The organism is Pontibacterium sp. (assembly GCF_964228735.1).
Classification (GTDB): Bacteria; Pseudomonadota; Gammaproteobacteria; order Pseudomonadales; family Balneatricaceae; genus Pontibacterium.
Genome location: NZ_CAXRBQ010000155.1, coordinates 1 through 16,886 on the forward strand (window position 1 = coordinate 1; position 16,886 = coordinate 16,886).

A 16,886-nucleotide genomic window follows, 5' to 3' on the forward strand; every position below is an offset into this window, starting at 1 on the left:
CTCAGAGTTGACCTCCCAATTCCAGATACTGATCACGGTTGATCGGTTTGAAGCGCACACGATCGCCCACTTGTACGGGCATGGTGGGATCTTTGTCTGGATCAAACATCGGCGTAGGGCAAAGTCCGATCAGGTTCCAACCACCCGGAGACACCGCGGGATACACGGCGGTTTGTCGGTCTGCGATCGCTACGGCACCTTTGGGTACTTTCTGACGTGGCGTTGAAAGACGTGGGGCAGCAATACGCGGATCCACTTCGCCCAGGTAGGCGAAACCCGGTGCAAACCCAATTGCATAGACGCGGTATTCCATCTGGCTGTGGATCTGGATCACCTCGTCGATGCTGAGGCCTCTGCACTGGGCCAGATCGTTCAGATCCGGGCCTGACTCAGGGCTGTAGTAGGTGGGTAGGGTGATCAACTCGCCTGTGGACTGTAAGGTGTTGTCTAGCTGGTCGAGCAGTTGGCGTAAGGTGCTTTTTATCTCCAGGTGGTCGCAGGCAAGTAGGTCGTAGATCACCAACAGAGACGCATAGGAGGGCACCAAGTCGATCAGTTTATCGGCCAGCTTTGATTCGAGTAGGCTCACCGCCTGTTGGACCTTAGCGGATACGGATGGATCGGTATTATCACCAAAATAGACGATCAGGGCGTTTTCACCGGCTACTTCTATCTGCATCATTTGATCAGCTCTCGAATCTGCTGGATTGCGTTAACGCCATCCATGTTGTCGCCGTGAACACAGAGCGTGTCTGCAGTCAGTTTCAGCCTCTTGCCACTTACAGTTGTGACCGTGCCGTGCTCCTTGAGCTGTTTGACTTGAGCCAGCATTTTTTCGGTAGTATGTACCGCACCTGCCTCACTACGGGGTAGCAGTGTGCCATCGTCGGCATAACAGCGGTCGGCAAACACTTCAAACCAGAGCTGGATCTTGGCACGTTGTGCTTCCTGTCGGTGTTTGGCGGCGTTCGGGGTGCTCTGCAGCATCAGTACTAGCGGCCGGAAGTAGCTTGAGATCGCTTCCATGACCGTTTTGCGTATGGTAGCGTCGGCCATCATGTCGTTGTACATCGCACCGTGGGGTTTAACGTATTCCAGCTTGATCCCTAAGGACGCGGCCATGCCATCGAGCGCAGCGATTTGATACAGCAGCATCGCTTTCAGCTCTTCGGCATTCGCTTTAAGCGTACGGCGCCCGAATCCAACCAGGTCCGGATAACCAGGATGAGCGCCAATGGTGACGCTGTTTTGTTTGGCCAGCGCCAGTGTTTTCTGCATCACCACGGGATCGCCCGCGTGGAAACCACAGGCAATATTGGCCTGATCGATATGAGGCATCACTGATTTATCCAGGCCGATGCTCCAGAAACCAAAGCTTTCACCCAGATCACAATTTAAACGTAATGACATCGGGATCTCCTCCAATTACAAGATCGCCAGCTGGCTGTTTTTCAGATCGGTAACGATCATGTAGCCCGGGCTGTGGGTAATGCAGAACGGTGGTTTGGCTTGTTCCAGGGCGACCTGAGGGGTAACGCCGCAGGCCCAGAACAGCGGTAGCTCATCGTCTTTGATGGTCACCGCATCACCGAAATCGGGTTGGTTGATATCTGCAATGCCGATCAATGATGGATCACCCAGGTGTAGCGGTGCGCCGTGAACGGAAGGGAAACGGGTGCAGATCTGTACGGCACGAATCGCATCCGCGGCTTTCATCGGGCGCATACTCACCACGGTGGTGCCGCTGAATCGACCCGCAGGACGGCATGGGATATTGGTGCGATACATCGGCACGTTCACGCCTTCGGTGATGTTGCGCACCTCCAGACCATCGGCCAGCAGTGCTTCTTCAAACGAGAAGGAGCAGCCCAGAACAAAGGTCACCAGGTCATCTCGCCATACTTCGGCGACATCCGTCAGTTCCTGGGTTAATTCACCGTTTTCGTAGACTCGGTAACGCGGTACATCGCGACGGATATCAAGGTCTTCGCCCAGTTCCGGCAGCATAAACTGACCGGGTTGGCTGGACTTGCCAATGATTGGACAAGGCTTGGGATTAAGCTGGCAAAACTGAAGAAATTCGTCAGCCCAGGCTTTGGGCAAGATGGCCAGGTTGCCCTGAACGTAACCCGGAGCAAGTCCGGAAGTGTTGCCCGTGTATTCGCCTTGGCGAATCAGCGCTCGAATTTGGGTGGGTGTTTTATCTGCGTACATGGACGGACCTTTATTATTCTATGTGTGATACGACTGTCATGTGGGGGCGTGTGCGCTAAGGATTCCGTGAAGCTTTGAATGCAGCGGAGGTTGTTTGGTTTTCAAGCCAGCGGGAAACTTCCTCCTCGCTTCTGCCGAAAAACACTACGCGTCGCTTGACGCTCAGAGAGCCATTGGCTTTTATCGATCGGCGGTATACAAACCAACTGTCCAGGGCAACTTCAACGATTTCATCGACATGGCGGATCTGCTGGTAGTGCTGGAGCGTTATCGCGGTGCTCATCTTGATAGAGGTCTCGGGCCTGATATGGGTTATGGGCGACGGCAAAAAGATTGCCCCAGCCAGCCGGAGCCGGCTGAAGCAAGAGTCGCCAAATTGTTGATCCATCAGCTAACGGTTCGAGTGAGGTGTTAGCTTGGTGTGTCTTTTGTTTCTGTTCGCCAGCCCCGGGTGAGTGAGGTGGGGCTAGCGTTTAAGTGTTAACTGTTTGTGTTGCTTAGGACGTCATCATGGTTGGCAGGTACAGCACGATCTCTGGATACATCGTGATCAGCACAATTGCGATCGCGATCATAAAGAAGAACGGCAGCGCAGCTTTCGCTACATAGAGGATGTTCTTGCCGGTCAATGCCTGGATCACAAACAGGTTAAAACCAACCGGCGGGGTGATCTGAGACATCTCTACCACCAGTACCAGGAAGATACCGAACCACAGCAGGTCGATGTTCGCCTGGGTCACCATCGGCAGAACCACGGAGGTGGTCAGCACGATCACGGAGATGCCGTCCAGGAAACAGCCCATGATCACGAAGAACACGGTCAGGTAGATGATCAGCTCGATCGGTGACAGGCCCAGATCCGCAATCCATGTCGCCAGTGCATTCGGAATGCCGATAAAGCCCATCGCCAGCGTCAGGAAGTGCGCGCCTACCAGGATCAGGCCCAGCATGCAGGAGTTCTTCACCGCACCGGCGACGCTATCGATGAATCCGCGGAGGGTGAAGCTGCCCAACATGGCGGAGAGCAGCAGGGAGCCCGCGACACCAAACGCAGCCGCTTCAGTCGGCGTGGCAATACCCTGATAGATCGAACCCAGCACACCACCGATCAGCAGCACGATCGGAATCAGTTTTTTCAGCGCCTGCAGCTTTTCTTTGGTGCTGTACTGCACATTGTCTGCTACTTCGCCCTTGCGGCCCTGCATCAGTGTCCAGCCAGCGGTGAAGGCCATAAACAGCAGGATCAGCACCAGGCCCGGCATTACGCCGGCCAGGAACAGGCGTGCAATGGAGACTTCTGCAGATACACCGTAAACGATCAGGATGATGGACGGTGGAATCAACAGGCCCAGGGTGCCGGAGCCCGCCAGGGTACCGATCGCCATGGTGTCGTTATAGCCACGGCGTGACAGTTCCGGCAGGGTCATACGACCGATCGTCGCGGCGGTCGCTGCAGACGAACCGGATACCGCAGCAAAGATGCCACAGCTAAGGATGTTCACGTGCAGCAGCTTGCCCGGGAAGCGGGACAGCATAGGCGACAGGCCTTCAAACAAGTCTTGCGAAAGACGGGTGCGGAACAGGATCTCACCCATCCAGATAAACAGGGGCAGAGCGGTCAGTGACCAGCCGGTTACCGCACTCCAGGAGGAGGTGCCCAGCAACAGACCGATGCTGTCGTTACCGATCAGCTGTAGGCCGATGATGGAGATGCCGGTCAGGGTCAGCGCTACCCAGATGCCACTGGTCAGCATCAGCAGCATGCAAACAACTAAGATTAAACCGATTACTGTGATATCCATGATTTACTCCGCAGCGCTAAGCGCATCTTCGTGGGCAATAAACCCTGGTTTTTCTCCCTGCAGTGCCGCGATGTAGCTATCAACAATTGCGATCAGCAGGAACAGTGAGCCAAGTGCCATTGGGGTCTGAACAATCCAGAGTGGCACGGCCAGATAGGTGTCTGTTACATCGTGGTAGATATAGGATTCGTATGCGGTAAAGGCGGTGTAGTAGGCCAGGTAACCGCTGATCAGCACACCTGCAGTCAGGTTGAAAAATTCAACCAGGCGGCGAGATTTGCCTTCCAGGCGACTGAGCAAAATGGTGACGCGAATGTGGTTGCCGGTGTTAAAGGTGTACGCCAGTCCGAAAAAAATGGTGGCGGAAAGCAACCAACCTGCGAAGTCCTCAGAGGATGGAATGATGACGCCAAACATGCGCGCGGCGATCTGAGCCAAAATCAGCAGTGTCATCACAACCAGGCTGGTGCCCGATAACACAGCGGAGGCTAAGTAAAAGTAGTGTTTAAGTGTTTGCATTTTATTCTCACCCGATTGCCTGACCAGAAACCCAAACATTCATATTGCTGTTATGTCGGACTGATCATCCGAAATACTCGGGTTTGTCGGTTCTTATAATTTATTCATGCAGCGTGTTACTCGAAGAGGCGCCTTACCGATGGCCAATAAGGCGCCCCAGGGACGAGGTCTTACATTTTTTCCAGGTAGTTTTTCAGCACAGTACGGCCGGATTCACCTGCTTCGGCTACCCACTCGTTAACCATGGTGGAACCGATCTCTTCCAGCTCTGTGATCAGCTGATCACTTGGCTCGCTCACTTTCATGCCGTTCTCAGCCAGCTTGTTGGTGTGCTCTACCGCCAGTTTGCGGCCCAGGGCCCAGCCTTTTTTCTCTGCGTTAGCTGCAGCGGTCAGGATCACCTGCTGAGTCTCGGCATCCAGGCGGTCGAACATGCGCTTGTTGGCGAAGACCATATTCTTCGGAATCCAGGCGTGGATGGTGGTGAAGTTGGAGATGTAATCCCAGCTCTGACCGTTCACACCGGTGCTTGGGGAGGTGATCATTGCGTCGATGGCATTAGTGGTGAACGCCTGTGCCACATCGCTGAATGGGATGTTGACTGGCGTGGTGCCCATCAGGTCAGCCAGACGGGAGGTGGTTGGGCTGTAAGAACGCATCTTCAGACCCTTCAGATCTGCCAGGCTTTTAACATCCTTGTTGCTGTACAGATCCTGTGCCGGCCATGGGGAAGTGTACAGCAGGATCAGGTTCTCTTTTGCCAGCGCTTTGGTCAGTTCCGGTTTGGACGCCTTATACAGTTGTTCCGCGCTATCGAAGTCGGTGGCCAGGAACGGGATGTTGTCCAGTTTGAAGATCGGGTTGAGGTTACCCAGGCGACCGATAAATACCTCACCGATTGGTACCTGACGGCTCTTAACCGCGCGGTGGATCTCCGGGTGCTTGATCAGCGAGCCACCGGAGTGGATGTTGATGGTCAGCTTGCCGTTGGATTTGGCGGTTACTTCTTCAGCAAAGCTGCGCGCAACCTGAGTCTGGTGTGTGCCGTCGCCGTACGGGGTTGGCATATCCCAACGCTTCTCTGCTAATACATTGCTGGTGGCGCCCAGCGTCAGCATTGAGGTCAGCAGTACAGCAGCTTGTTTGGCAAAACGTTTCATTCTTATTCTCCAAATCTTTTTGTTTATGGAACCTGCGAATAAACCAGAGTCGTTTCGGACTTGTTAGCAGGTTCCTTGGCCCTACCGATGGCATTGGCTGTTACAGGTATTGCAAGGCAGGGGCCAAGATTGGAAAAGTGTTTTAAAACAATGGCTTAAATTTTTACGTGGGGGTGCGTGGGTGGTCTTTGGGATGGTTTTGACTCAGACGAATTTCAACGTCTGAGTCACTTTTGACACATTGAAGGGGGAGGGAAAGCGCAAGAGCGCTTAGGTAAAGTCCTTACGATCCAGATCGTATTTCTTCATGCGCAGGTAGAGCTTCTTACGTGGAATACCCAGCGCCTGGGCGGTCTGCTCAACTTGGCCATTGTTGGCTTTGAGTGCAGAGAAGATAATCTCTCGCTCGTAACTCTCCACCAGTTCGTCAAGGTTTCCCGCTTTGGGGGCTTCCGTGATGTTGAGTTTACTGTCGAACGGCAACCCCAATGCCCAGCGTTCTGCGGCATTACGCAGTTCCCGCACGTTACCCGGCCAGGATTGCATGCACAGCTGTTGCAGAAGCAGGTCCGGAACCGGCTTGCTCTCGCGATTGAAACGCTGGCAGGCCTGCTCGGCAAAATGGCTGAACAGCAGCGGGATATCATCCTTACGCTGACTGAGGCTGGGCAGATCGATACTGGCAACATTTAGGCGGTAGTAGAGATCCTCACGGAAAGTGCCGCGGTCGGAGGCCTCCCGCAGATCTTCCTTGGAAGCTGCAACTACCCGGATATCCACGTTGATATCGGCGTTACCACCCAGGCGTTGCAAAACGCGCTCCTGTAGGACCCGGAGCAGGCGTACCTGCAGGGAGGCGGGCATGCTTTCGATCTCATCAAGGAACAGGGTGCCACCGCTGGCGTATTCCAGCTTACCGATCCGCTTCTTGTTGGCACCGGTAAACGCGCCGGCCTCATGGCCAAACAGCTCGCTTTCGATCACCGATTCGGTGACCGCACCACAGTTCAGGGCCACAAAAGGTTTGTCTTTGCGTGAGCTGAAGTCGTGCAGGCACTTGGCGACCACCTCTTTACCGGTGCCGGTTTCGCCGTTGATGATCAGATCCACATCCACCTGGGCCAGTTGCAGCACGGTTTCCCGCAGGCGTACCATCACGTCTGTCTGGCCAACAAGGCGTTTGTCGATCTCGTGCTGACCTGCGATCGCTTCGCGCAGGCGGCGGTTTTCCAGTACCAGTTCACGTTTCTTGAAGGCACGCTCGACCGTATTCAGGTGGTGCTGGGGATCGTCGGTTTTCTCCAGGAAGTCATAGGCCCCCTGGCGGATGGCCTTAATCGCAATGGCGATATCGGAGTGGCCGCTGAACATGATGACCGGAATCTCCGGATCGATCTCCAGAATCTTCTCCAGTACCTCCAGGCCGTTCATGATGTCCATGCGCACATCGCAGATCACCACACCGTGCCAGCTCTTGGAGCAATGCTTGATCGCGTCGTGCGGGTCTTCAAAGGCGCTGGTGCTGTAACCTTCCAGCTCCAGTGTCTGGGTCATCGATTCGCGTACGATTTCTTCATCGTCGATGACGATGACCTGGCCATTGGCCATGGCTGAACTCATTTTTTACTACTCCGGTGTTCTGGTAACTGGATACAAAATGATGCGCCACCGCCTGCATTCTCATCGACGGTCAATTTGCCGCCGAAATTCTTGATGATGTTGAAGGAGATGGCCAACCCAAGGCCCAGGCTCTGGCCGCGGCGTTTGGTGGTAAAGAAGGGCTCGAAGATCTGCTCGCGCAGCTCCTGATCGATGCCCGGACCGCTGTCGCGCACATAAATCTCGAGCATGTCGCGGCTGTGCAGGCATTCGATATTGATCTCTTTTTCTTCCTGCTCGCGCACGGCATCAAGGGCATTGGTCACAAGGTTCATGACCACCTGTTCCAGCTGCACCGGGTCGGCCTGTACCTGATTTTCTGCTTGCTGGTACTGCACGTTGATGGTCGTCTGTTGCCTGATTTCGTCACCTTCGAGCATATGGAGCACGTTGTTGATCACGCGATCCAGGTCCACGGGGATAAGGTTCACCGGCTGGTTGCGGGCCAGTGCTTTCAGGCGCGTGATGATTGTGGTGGCGCGTTTGGTCAGGTGTGAGATCTGGTTAAGGTTTTTCTCGGTGTCCTCAATGCGTCCTGCGTTCAGCAGACGGACGCCGTTATGGGAGTAGTGGCCAATGGCTGACAGCGGCTGGTTGATCTCATGAGCAATACCGGCAGAGAGCTGGCCCATCGCAGCCATCTTGCCCGCTTGCACCAACTCTTCCTGTAGGGTGGTCAACTGGTCGCGGAAACTGATCAGGGAGCGGGCCATGGTGGTGATCTCGTCGTCGCCCTTCACCTGCACCTGTTCTTCCAGGTTACCGTTGGCGATCGAGCGCATGCTTTTGTCGAGGCTGGTGATTCGGGCCACCATGTAACGACCCACATAGAGCCAAACGATCAGGATGGAGAACAGCAAACTGGCAGCCACCATCATTAGCATCCAGAAACGGCTCTTTTGGATGGTTTCCTCGGCGCTTTTGGCAGAGCTGCGAGCGGAGGTTTCAGCTTTGGCGGTCTGTATTGCGATTAGCTCGTTTAAGCTGTTGAGCTCCTGGCGCATCTGCTCCAGCAGCAACTCGCCCGAGCGCAAAATACCGCGCTCCCGGCTGCGGATCATAAACATGTTGTTCTCGCCGCGAGTGAGGAAAACAATATTCACGATTGTTTGCCGCAGTGCCTGAATCCCCGGCATGGTGTCGATCGCCTGGATATCCTCCTTGATCCGCTGGGTGATCTCATCCGAATGGGTCTGAGTGGCGATAAGCGAGTTCAGGTCCGGCAGGTGCTGTGCCCGGTCGACCAGGTTGATCAGTAGGTTCACGTCGGCTTTGATGCGATACAGGCGCTGCAGATCGGCGTTGATTTTGGTGGTTGTTTCCTGACCGTAGTTATTGATCACAATCCAGGAGTCGGGCAGATCCTGATTGTAGTAGCTGTAGAGATCCCGTTGGGCATTCTCGGTCAGGGTATCAATCTCGCTCAGGAAGCTGGAGGCAATCCAGCGCAGACGCTGGTTTTCAGAACGCTTGTGCTGCTGGATCTCAAACTTCTTCAGTACGTTGCTATCCAGCTGGGTCAGGGTCGCCTTTAATATATCGATCTGGCCGGAGAGTGCGGTCTCCGCGTTACGGTCCTCGGTACTTTCGGCGATTTCCGGCAGCAGGTACGAGATGGTGTCGAGGTTAAAATTCAGCTCTTCCCAGATCTTCTGGCGACTTTCGGTGTTCTCTGCAGCCAGCAGCGTCGGGGCGAGCAGGGTGATTTTTGTACCTTGCTCTTTAAGACTGGCCATCAGGCCGAGGGTTTGGATATTGCCCTCAACCACATGGTTCAGCTCGTTACCAAGGCGGTTATAGGAGACCCAACTGATAATGCTGGTCAGCAGAGTGAGTGCACTGAGCGCACCGAACGCTAAGAAAAAGCGTCCTCGTATCCCGAGCTTTTGCCGATGTTTCATCTGTTAAACGTGCCTTGAGATATCTGAGCTGAATACTATTTATTTCATAGCTTAAATAGAATTTAAGCAAACGCGAAACTTAAACGATCAGTTTTATTACCTGCCTGCATAAGCGCGTGGGGCAGGTTATAGTAAATAAGAAAGTGAATGGCTATACAGATTAGCCGCTCTCCTAAGTCTCCCGAGGAAGTGAATAAGCCCGTGTTTATGAAGAAGTTAAGGCAGGTATTACAGTCGTTTCTGCTGGGTCTGGCGTTGCTGGCAACCAGCGGTTTTGCCGCGGCGAACGATACCATCATTATCAAGGGCGTCGGTACCTGGGATTATTTCACCAACTATCAGAAGCACGAAGGTCCATTCTGGAATAAGCGCATTGCCGAAGTCTCGGGTGGGCAGATCGTGGGTGAGATAAAACCACACACCGAGCTCGGCCTGCACGGCTATGAGATTATGCGACTGGTGAAAAACGGAGTGTTCGACTTTGCCTTTGGCTTGCCCGGGTATGTGGTGCCGGAGAGTGAAATCTTCGAAGGCGCGGACTTGTCCTCGCTGGTGCAGAATATCGCCGTACAGCGGCAGGTGGCGGAAGCTTATTTCCCAACCCTGGAGCTGGCGTTTGCCGAGAAATACAACGCCAAGCTGATGATGCTCTATCCGTTTCCCAGCCAGATGATCTGGTGCAACAGCGAGATCCGCGGTATCGAAGACCTCAAGGGTAAGCGAATCCGGGTATTCCTGACGACCCTGGGGGATTTTGTTGAAGGCGTGGGGGCGATCCCGGTGAGTGCGTCGTTTAACAACGTGCCCGAAGCGCTGGAAAAGGGGATCTTTGATTGCGCAATCACCGGCACCATGTCGGCGTATACCGGCCAGTTGTACAAGGTCGCATCCTACGGCTACACCCTGCGAGTGGGGTGGGGGTTGGCATTTGGCGCAATGAATATGAATAAGTGGAATCTGCTGAACGACGAGCAGAAAGCGTTGCTCAAGAGCGAGATTGCCCAGCTAACCGACAAGATGTGGGAGGAGACCGCACAAGAGGATGCGGTGGCCCTGGCTTGTCTTGCGAACGGCCCGTGCCCGATTGGCGAAGTAGGCAATATGACGCTGGTGGAACCGTCCACTGAGGATCTGGCCGTACGGAACAAAGTCGCGATGGACGTCATCCTGCCGCGCTGGGCGGAGCGTTGCGGACCGGAATGTGCCGCCAACTGGAACCGCACCGTCGGTCGGGTGTTGGATCTGAGGGCAGAGGCGAAAAATCGGTAAGTTGGTGTAGCTTTGTGCTGCAAAAAATAATAAAAGCCCCGCAACTGTGAGCGTAACGCTGTTCACTTAAGCAGAGCAGAGGATCTGTTGGGCTTCGCGACGCGAAGACCAACCTACATGAACATTGTAGGTTGGCCAACCCGCGAAGCGGCGTTGTCCAACATTGGGACTAACCTATTCCAGACCATCGATAATGCCATTATCAAGCAGCTTCATTCGATTGGCCGCCGGTTCTTTGGGCAGTCCGGGCATACGCAAAATGTCACCGGTCAGAATAACGAGGAAGCCGGCACCGGCGTTGATCTGAATCTGTCGCACGGTGACCTCGAAACCCCGTGGCCTGCCATGCAGTGTCGGATCGTCCGAAAGTGAGCTGGGTGCTTTGGCGACACAGATCGGTAACCCGGTCAGACCCAGCTGCTCTACATGTTTCAGATCCCGCTCGGCATCCTTGGTAAAGGCCACGTCGTCGGCACCATACATCGCCTTGCAGACCGCTCGCACCTTTTCCACAACCGGAAGATCAAGATCATACAAAGGCTCGAATGGACGGTTTTTCTCCACCGATGCCATTACGGCTTTGGCCAGTTCCAGGGCGCCTTTGCCGCCATCGGCATGATGTGTGGTTTCGGCGAAGGAGACACCCAACTCGGTGCAGCGCTCCTTGATCATCGCTACCTCGGCGTCGCTATCGCTGGCAAAGCGGTTCAGTGCCACCACCGGGTGTTTATTAAACAACTCAACACTCTCAATATGCTTGTCCAGGTTGCCCAGCCCCTCCCGCAGGGCAACCAGATCCTCTGTCTCAAGCTCATGCTTGGGTTTGCCGCCATGCATTTTCAGAGCTCGAACGGTGGTAACCAGTACCACTGCATCTGGATCAAGCCCCGCGATCCTGCATTTGATATCAAAGAATTTCTCTGCGCCCAGATCAAAACCAAAGCCCGCTTCGGTGATTGCCCAATCCGCATAATTCATCGCCATGCGGGTGGCGATGACGCTGTTACAGCCGTGGGCTATGTTGGCAAATGGCCCGCCGTGAACCAGGGCCGGGGTGCCCTCGAAGCTTTGTACCAGGTTGGGTTGCATGGCATCACGCAGCAGCGCCATCATTGCCCCGGTGATCTCCAATTGTTCAGCATAGATCGGTTGGTTTTCGTAGCTGTAACCGACCAAGATGCGGTCCAGTCGGCGCTTCAGGTCTTTCGCATCGTCGGCCAGGCAGAGCATCGCCATCACCTCCGAGGCGGCGGTGATATCGAAGCCGCCTTCCCTGGGAATCCCCTGATTCTTGCCCCCCAATCCCAGCACAATCTTGCGCAAGCTGCGGTCGTTCATATCCATCACCCGGCGCCAGGCGATCTGACGTGGATCGATACCCAGCTTATTGCCATGAAAAAAATGGTTGTCGATGGTGGCGGAAAGCAGGTTGTTGGCACTGGTGATGGCGTGAAAATCGCCGGTAAAGTGCAGGTTGATCCGGTCCGCGGGCATAATCTGGCTGTAACCGCCTCCGGTGGCTCCACCTTTCATGCCCAGGCAGGGGCCCAGAGACGGCTCGCGTAGTGCCAAGCAGACTGATTCATTAAGGCGGGTAAATGCCTGGCCCAGGCCGATCGTGGTGGTCGTCTTGCCTTCGCCGGATGGTGTCGGAGTGGTGGCTGATACCAGAATCAGGCGGCCCTTCCTGCCATTTTTTTTCTGTAATGCTTTTAGATCAATCTTAGCTATGTCGCGACCATAGGGGTGCAGATGCTCGGCGTCGATGCCCAACTGGTCGGCGATCTCTGTAATGGGGCGCGGTGTGAATTGCTGCGCTATCTCGACATCGGTTGTCATGGAAAGCTCCTTCAGAAAGATAGATCGTGCATAGGGAAGGTCACAGGCTATTAGGAGGACCGCTATGCTTCAGATTAGAGCATTGTGGCTCGGAATGCCGGATATGGGAGGTGGAGGCCAAAGACAGTTAGATTGCTTGGAAACTGCGCTGGTGAACACAATGGAAGCCCCGCCCATGTTGAGTGAGGTTTCTTGGCATGAAGGTGAGCTGCGGTGCCTTGGGATACAGATACCCACGTGATGAATTTGGATAAATATGAGACAGCAAAGGAAACTTCGCCGCGGACTCCGAAGGGGGAGGAGTGTAACGACGAATATTCCCCTCACTGCCTAACTGTCAGGCAAGCCTGAATCCGTTATGAAGCCTGCCTTTTGAATCGTTAAGATACGTCGCTCTTGGCGCTGACAAGCCGCTGATACAGCGAATCCTTAAGCTCTGATCTGTCGTGTTTGAGTTGATGCATTGCCTGGTCATCAATGGGTGAGCTATTCAGTTCCAGCTCACGAATCTCGGTGTCCAGACCGTTGTAGCGTTTGGCATCCTCTGCAAATGCCTGATCGTTCTGGGTTAAGTGGTCGATAGTTTCCCGATACTCAGGAAACTCGTTAATGAGAGAGTGATCTTCACCTAACATGGAAACTCCTGCTATCAGATTGATGTTTCAGATTGATAAGTCATCTGTATGAATCTTAGTCAATTTCTGACGACTCTCATTAAATGCTTTTGTTAAGTATTGATGTCGGTCAGTTGGATGTCTTGGTCACTCGGTTGTGAATCAGGGTCTGCCTAAGCCTACAAGCCAGGCTGCCAAAAGGAGTGGGGTGATGTAGAGACACACCTTACGGGCGGACTTGCATATCTCGAGCTGTTCGCGCTCTTTTACCGCAATGTGGGTCGTATCTACGTGATGGACTTCGGAGCGCGCGGTGTATATCGCCTCGTCTATCTTGAACTCCAGATAGAGTGTAAGGATATGAAAGATGCCGGCCGTCCCCAGGCTGACCAACAGTAGCCAGCCTGCAGGTGCCGTGAAAGTGATGTAGTCGTACATGTCAGTGCCTGTCTAACCCACTGGTTAGACAGGCAACATGCGGGTTGGTGCAGTCTTGGTTAGTTGTACTAGCCCTGGTGATTACAGCACTTTTGTCGTCTGACCTGCGCTTTTCATATGTTGACGTCGACAGCTGAGCATCATCGCCCAGAACTCTGAAAAGTCGTTTACCACCACATCCGGTTTATGCGGATAACGTTCATTACCTGGGAAGATCTTGTTCAGCCAGGGTAGGTCCCACAACGCGCCGTTGAAGAACACGCTGGTGATGCCCGCCGTTTTTGCGGCGATCACATCGGTAGTGCTGTCGCCGACGTACCAAACATCTGCGCCAATCTCGATGTTCAGGTTATCGGCGGCCTTGAACACTTGGTCGGCATGCGGTTTACGTTTGACGGTGTCATCACCGCACACCTCGGTGTCGAACAGCTCTGCCCAACCGGTGCCGTCGATCGTATTCAGTTCGTGGACAAAAAACTCGCGGTCGCGGTTGGTGATTACTCCCACCGTGATGCCCAGCCCTCGCAGGCCTTCCAGCACCTGTTTCACCTTGGGTTCGAAGGGCAGGGCGGTGCCGTAGTATTTGCGGTAATGCTTGGTAAAACCTTTGTGCGCCAGCTGTTTAGCGGCCTGATTGTCTGCGAAGAGTATCTCAAAGATGTCGGTGCGGGAGATCTTGCGGTCCAGCTTGATCTTAGGATGCAGGGCCAGGTTGTTGCGCACATACTCGACCAGTTTCATATCGTCCGGTGATTTACAGTGTTCGGGTGCTACCAGGTGATCCAGCAGGCCCATCTCCCGCAGCTCTTTCAGCATGTCGTCGACCGCGTGGTACATCGCATCCAGGGTGTCCACTAGAGTGGCGTGCCAGTCGAACAGCACAACTTTTGGGTATGTCAGTTGGGCCAATGCGGGGTGCCAGTCCGGCTCCTGTCGTGGCGGTGGCGGTTGCAGCGGTGGGAGCTGCGGTGGGCGCATCTGCTTGGTGGCTGGTGCAATATCATCAGGGCCTGCCGCGGCCTCAACCTGATCGATCAGTTGATCAAAGCTGTGGACGATCACGTCGGGCTGGTGTTCGTTGTGGTCAACAACAGAGAAGGTGTAGTCGAACCAGGCCTGATCCCACAGTGCGCCGTTATAGAAGACCGCGGAGATACTCGCTTTGCTGGCGGTGATCATATCCGTCAGGCTGTCGCCCACATACCACACGCTGCCATCCGCAACCTCACCCAGTGCCTCGGTGGCTTCCAACAATGGGTCGGGCGCAGGTTTATAGCGCCTGGCTTCGTTGCCGCACAAGCTGATATCAAAAAGATCCTTCCAGCGACCGTTATCTACGTGGACAAGCTCGTGGGCAAGGTATTCCCGGCTGCGGTTGGTCATCACGCCGATCTTGATGCCGAGTTTCTTCAGGTAGCGGAGGTAGTCGTATACGCCATCCTGAAACGGATAGACCTTGCCGTAGTGATTGCGGTAACACTCGTTATAGGCGTGGTGTGCGATGGCATTGGCTTTTTCGTTTTCGCCAAACAGCGCATCAAAGATATCGGTGCGGGAGATGCGTTGTTCTGCCAGCACCCGTGGATGCAGGTGGCGGAAGATGCGGATATAACGCAGGAGCTTTTCGTCTTCTTCGGTTTTCGCTTCCGCTTCCGGGCGAAGGTGGCGGATGAGGTCCAGTTCGTCGAGCTGAGCCAGCATATCCTCGACCGCCAGGTACATCGCTTCGTGGGTGTTTACCAGAGTGCCATGCCAGTCAAAGAGCATGACTTTGGGGAAGGGTAGGTTCGGTCTTTCCATAATGAGATTCCTTTCTTGGAGTCAATGGAATTCAAAGCCTTACCCGATTAAGTATATGCAACGATCAGTTGTATCCGCGAATTCTGATCGTGTTAAAAGTGCTTTCTTTAAGCCTCGTTTACGCCGCGCCCTGAGTAACAGGGACGTAGCCCAATTGCTCGGAGATTGCGTCACCTGCGGCAATCAGATCTTCCACCCATTCATGCTTGCGTCGTTCGATCGGCGCTGAAACCGACAGACCTGCAGTTGGTACGCCGTTTCGGTCGTACAGCAGCACGCCGATGCAGCCCACGCCTATTTCCGCTTCTTCGTTGTCCAGTGCGTAACGGCGTTCTGCGCTGGTGGCACATTCACTGATCAGATCGGGCAAAGAGGACAGCGTGTTGCGTGTGTACGCCGGCAGGTTGGTGCGCTCTGCATAACTGCGGATCTCGTCCTCGCCACCCACTCCCAGCATCAACTTGCCAATCGCGGTTACGTGCAGCGGTGCACGGCTGCCGATGATCTGCTGCACATGCATCATGCGGTTGGGTGTGGCCTTCTCGAAGTAGATCACCACATCACCTTCCCGAATCGTCAGGTTCACCGTTTCCCCCAGTTTATCCCGCAGCTGCTCCATGTAGGGCAGGGCCAAGGCACGCAGATCCACATCGGTATGCAGGCGGCTGCTCAGTTGCAGCAAACGCTGCCCCAGGCGGTACTCGCCGTTCTGGTCCCGATCCACAAAGCGGTTGTTGATCAGTGAGCCGAGGATGCGATGGGCGGTTGACGGGTGCAAGTTGGTCTCGGCGCTCAGCACTTTTAGCTTCACCGGAGTGGAGTAGCGAGAGATCGCATCCAGCAGAAGCGCTGCCCGATCAATAACTTGTATACGCGATTCGGATTTTGAGCTGGCTGTAGTCATACCATTAACCTGCATTAATTGTTCTTTGTGTTTGAGTAAATCGTATACAAAAAATGCAGATTTATGAATATGAAATGGTCTTTCACATTATGAAAGATGGTCATGATAAAAAATATGAAAAAATAAAACCAATAAAAACAGTAATATATGTGTATTTTTTGTCTTGCGGGTCAAGTTTTCATAATGTGAAATCGTTGCATATTGCGAGACTAGTCCGCCGGGTTTAAGGTGTGAATCAAGTTGCTTGCACGGCAAAAGTGTATACAAAAGTTTGGCTTCAGTGTTTTGGATTGTTGCCTCTGTATCTAAAGCGTTGGTGCGGCAAAGCATCCCTAACTAATAAGTACTGACTTTACGGAGTGGACCCCTATGTCTGATCAAAATCCGGTCTTTATTCCAGGCCCTACCAATATCCCTGACCGCTTGCGTAATGCGATGCATGTCCAGACTCGCGATCACCGTTCACCGGATTTTGTCGAAACACTGGCGCCTGTACTGCGTGACTGTAAGCGAATCTTTGGTACTGAGGCGGGCGAGATCATCACGTTCCCATCAACCGGTACCGGTGGTTGGGAAGCGGCGATCACCAACACCCTGTCTCCAGGTGACAAGGTGCTGATCGCACGCTACGGCATGTTCTCTCACCGTTGGATCGACCTGTGTCAGCGTCACGGTCTGGATGTAGAGATCATCGAATGCCCTTGGGGTAGTGGTGCACCGGCGGATCTGTTTGAAGAGCGTCTGAAAGCGGACGATGCCCACGAGAT

Annotated in this window: 15 protein-coding genes and 1 pseudogene; 3 read left to right on the top strand and 13 right to left on the bottom strand. The window is 54.1% G+C overall.

Annotated features, from left to right (window positions below; translation table 11 throughout):
• Position 1 precedes the first annotated feature (1 nt).
• From pxpB to ACEQ15_RS16920, 3 genes are read right to left on the bottom strand one after another with little or no spacing between them, the layout of a single operon-like run.
• Positions 2 to 682 carry a 5-oxoprolinase subunit PxpB gene (gene pxpB / locus ACEQ15_RS16910; RefSeq protein ID WP_370280420.1) on the bottom strand — a complete coding sequence of 227 codons (681 nt, stop codon included), beginning with the start codon at positions 680 to 682 and terminating at the stop codon, positions 2 to 4.
• Positions 679 to 1,410, bottom strand: coding sequence for a 5-oxoprolinase subunit PxpA (locus ACEQ15_RS16915; protein WP_370280421.1), 732 nt, complete (start codon positions 1,408 to 1,410; stop codon positions 679 to 681). Before ACEQ15_RS16915 ends, pxpB begins: the two co-directional genes overlap by 4 nt.
• A gap of 15 nt (positions 1,411 to 1,425) precedes the next feature.
• Entirely contained in the window at positions 1,426 to 2,214 is a 789-nt protein-coding gene (locus tag ACEQ15_RS16920; RefSeq protein ID WP_370280422.1) for a putative hydro-lyase, read from the bottom strand.
• A gap of 94 nt (positions 2,215 to 2,308) precedes the next feature.
• Between ACEQ15_RS16920 and ACEQ15_RS16925 the strand changes: the two genes are divergently transcribed.
• Positions 2,309 to 2,629, top strand: a complete 321-nt coding sequence (locus ACEQ15_RS16925; protein ID WP_370280423.1) for a hypothetical protein — start codon at positions 2,309 to 2,311, stop codon at positions 2,627 to 2,629.
• 82 nt (positions 2,630 to 2,711) lie between these two features.
• Here the strand turns inward: ACEQ15_RS16925 and ACEQ15_RS16930 are convergent, their stop codons facing one another.
• The 5 genes from ACEQ15_RS16930 to ACEQ15_RS16950 form a co-directional block, all read right to left on the bottom strand.
• Positions 2,712 to 4,016: a TRAP transporter large permease gene (locus ACEQ15_RS16930; RefSeq protein ID WP_370280424.1), complete on the bottom strand. Its 1,305-nt coding sequence runs from the start codon at positions 4,014 to 4,016 to the stop codon at positions 2,712 to 2,714.
• A gap of 3 nt (positions 4,017 to 4,019) precedes the next feature.
• The gene (locus ACEQ15_RS16935; RefSeq protein WP_370280425.1) at positions 4,020 to 4,535 is read right to left on the bottom strand and encodes a TRAP transporter small permease; all 516 of its coding nucleotides are present in this window, start codon (positions 4,533 to 4,535) and stop codon (positions 4,020 to 4,022) included.
• Between the two features lie 170 nt (positions 4,536 to 4,705).
• On the bottom strand, positions 4,706 to 5,695 hold the full coding sequence (locus tag ACEQ15_RS16940; RefSeq protein WP_370280427.1) for a TRAP transporter substrate-binding protein: 990 nt from the start codon (positions 5,693 to 5,695) through the stop codon (positions 4,706 to 4,708).
• Between the two features lie 270 nt (positions 5,696 to 5,965).
• The gene (locus tag ACEQ15_RS16945; RefSeq protein WP_370280428.1) at positions 5,966 to 7,315 is read right to left on the bottom strand and encodes a sigma-54-dependent transcriptional regulator; all 1,350 of its coding nucleotides are present in this window, start codon (positions 7,313 to 7,315) and stop codon (positions 5,966 to 5,968) included.
• Positions 7,312 to 9,255, bottom strand: a complete 1,944-nt coding sequence (locus ACEQ15_RS16950) for an ATP-binding protein (RefSeq protein ID WP_370280429.1) — start codon at positions 9,253 to 9,255, stop codon at positions 7,312 to 7,314. Before ACEQ15_RS16950 ends, ACEQ15_RS16945 begins: the two co-directional genes overlap by 4 nt.
• A gap of 147 nt (positions 9,256 to 9,402) precedes the next feature.
• Here ACEQ15_RS16950 and ACEQ15_RS16955 point away from each other — a divergent pair, with 147 nt between their 5' ends.
• A complete protein-coding gene (locus tag ACEQ15_RS16955) occupies positions 9,403 to 10,524 on the top strand; it encodes a TRAP transporter substrate-binding protein (protein ID WP_370280430.1) in 1,122 nt (373 codons plus the stop codon).
• 174 nt (positions 10,525 to 10,698) lie between these two features.
• On the opposite strand, the gene ACEQ15_RS16960 is transcribed toward ACEQ15_RS16955, so the two are convergent.
• From ACEQ15_RS16960 to ACEQ15_RS16980, 5 genes are all read right to left on the bottom strand, one after another.
• Complete coding sequence (locus ACEQ15_RS16960) at positions 10,699 to 12,363, bottom strand: formate--tetrahydrofolate ligase (protein WP_370280431.1); 1,665 nt, start codon at positions 12,361 to 12,363, stop codon at positions 10,699 to 10,701.
• A 380-nt stretch (positions 12,364 to 12,743) separates the two neighbouring features.
• Positions 12,744 to 12,998 carry a YdcH family protein gene (locus ACEQ15_RS16965; protein ID WP_370280432.1) on the bottom strand — a complete coding sequence of 85 codons (255 nt, stop codon included), beginning with the start codon at positions 12,996 to 12,998 and terminating at the stop codon, positions 12,744 to 12,746.
• 141 nt (positions 12,999 to 13,139) lie between these two features.
• Positions 13,140 to 13,415, bottom strand: a complete 276-nt coding sequence (locus ACEQ15_RS16970) for a hypothetical protein (protein WP_370280433.1) — start codon at positions 13,413 to 13,415, stop codon at positions 13,140 to 13,142.
• Between the two features lie 81 nt (positions 13,416 to 13,496).
• Positions 13,497 to 15,215: an HAD family hydrolase gene (locus ACEQ15_RS16975; RefSeq protein ID WP_370280434.1), complete on the bottom strand. Its 1,719-nt coding sequence runs from the start codon at positions 15,213 to 15,215 to the stop codon at positions 13,497 to 13,499.
• Positions 15,216 to 15,333: 118 nt separating this feature from the next.
• Positions 15,334 to 16,119: an IclR family transcriptional regulator gene (locus ACEQ15_RS16980; protein ID WP_370280435.1), complete on the bottom strand. Its 786-nt coding sequence runs from the start codon at positions 16,117 to 16,119 to the stop codon at positions 15,334 to 15,336.
• A gap of 369 nt (positions 16,120 to 16,488) precedes the next feature.
• Here ACEQ15_RS16980 and ACEQ15_RS16985 point away from each other — a divergent pair.
• Positions 16,489 to 16,886: pseudogene (locus tag ACEQ15_RS16985) on the top strand (serine--glyoxylate aminotransferase); the annotation flags it as partial.

Excerpts from the sequence above, each read along its gene's own strand:
- pxpB (WP_370280420.1), bottom strand. The coding sequence starts at position 682 with ATGATGCAGATAGAAGTAGCCGGTGAAAACGCCCTGATCGTCTATTTT.
- ACEQ15_RS16915 (WP_370280421.1), bottom strand. The coding sequence starts at position 1,410 with ATGTCATTACGTTTAAATTGTGATCTGGGTGAAAGCTTTGGTTTCTGG.
- ACEQ15_RS16920 (WP_370280422.1), bottom strand. The coding sequence starts at position 2,214 with ATGTACGCAGATAAAACACCCACCCAAATTCGAGCGCTGATTCGCCAA.
- ACEQ15_RS16930 (WP_370280424.1), bottom strand. The coding sequence starts at position 4,016 with ATGGATATCACAGTAATCGGTTTAATCTTAGTTGTTTGCATGCTGCTG.
- ACEQ15_RS16935 (WP_370280425.1), bottom strand. The coding sequence starts at position 4,535 with ATGCAAACACTTAAACACTACTTTTACTTAGCCTCCGCTGTGTTATCG.
- ACEQ15_RS16940 (WP_370280427.1), bottom strand. The coding sequence starts at position 5,695 with ATGAAACGTTTTGCCAAACAAGCTGCTGTACTGCTGACCTCAATGCTG.
- ACEQ15_RS16945 (WP_370280428.1), bottom strand. The coding sequence starts at position 7,315 with ATGAGTTCAGCCATGGCCAATGGCCAGGTCATCGTCATCGACGATGAA.
- ACEQ15_RS16950 (WP_370280429.1), bottom strand. The coding sequence starts at position 9,255 with ATGAAACATCGGCAAAAGCTCGGGATACGAGGACGCTTTTTCTTAGCG.
- ACEQ15_RS16955 (WP_370280430.1), top strand. The coding sequence starts at position 9,403 with ATGGCTATACAGATTAGCCGCTCTCCTAAGTCTCCCGAGGAAGTGAAT.
- ACEQ15_RS16960 (WP_370280431.1), bottom strand. The coding sequence starts at position 12,363 with ATGACAACCGATGTCGAGATAGCGCAGCAATTCACACCGCGCCCCATT.
- ACEQ15_RS16965 (WP_370280432.1), bottom strand. The coding sequence starts at position 12,998 with ATGTTAGGTGAAGATCACTCTCTCATTAACGAGTTTCCTGAGTATCGG.
- ACEQ15_RS16970 (WP_370280433.1), bottom strand. The coding sequence starts at position 13,415 with ATGTACGACTACATCACTTTCACGGCACCTGCAGGCTGGCTACTGTTG.
- ACEQ15_RS16975 (WP_370280434.1), bottom strand. The coding sequence starts at position 15,215 with ATGGAAAGACCGAACCTACCCTTCCCCAAAGTCATGCTCTTTGACTGG.
- ACEQ15_RS16980 (WP_370280435.1), bottom strand. The coding sequence starts at position 16,119 with ATGACTACAGCCAGCTCAAAATCCGAATCGCGTATACAAGTTATTGAT.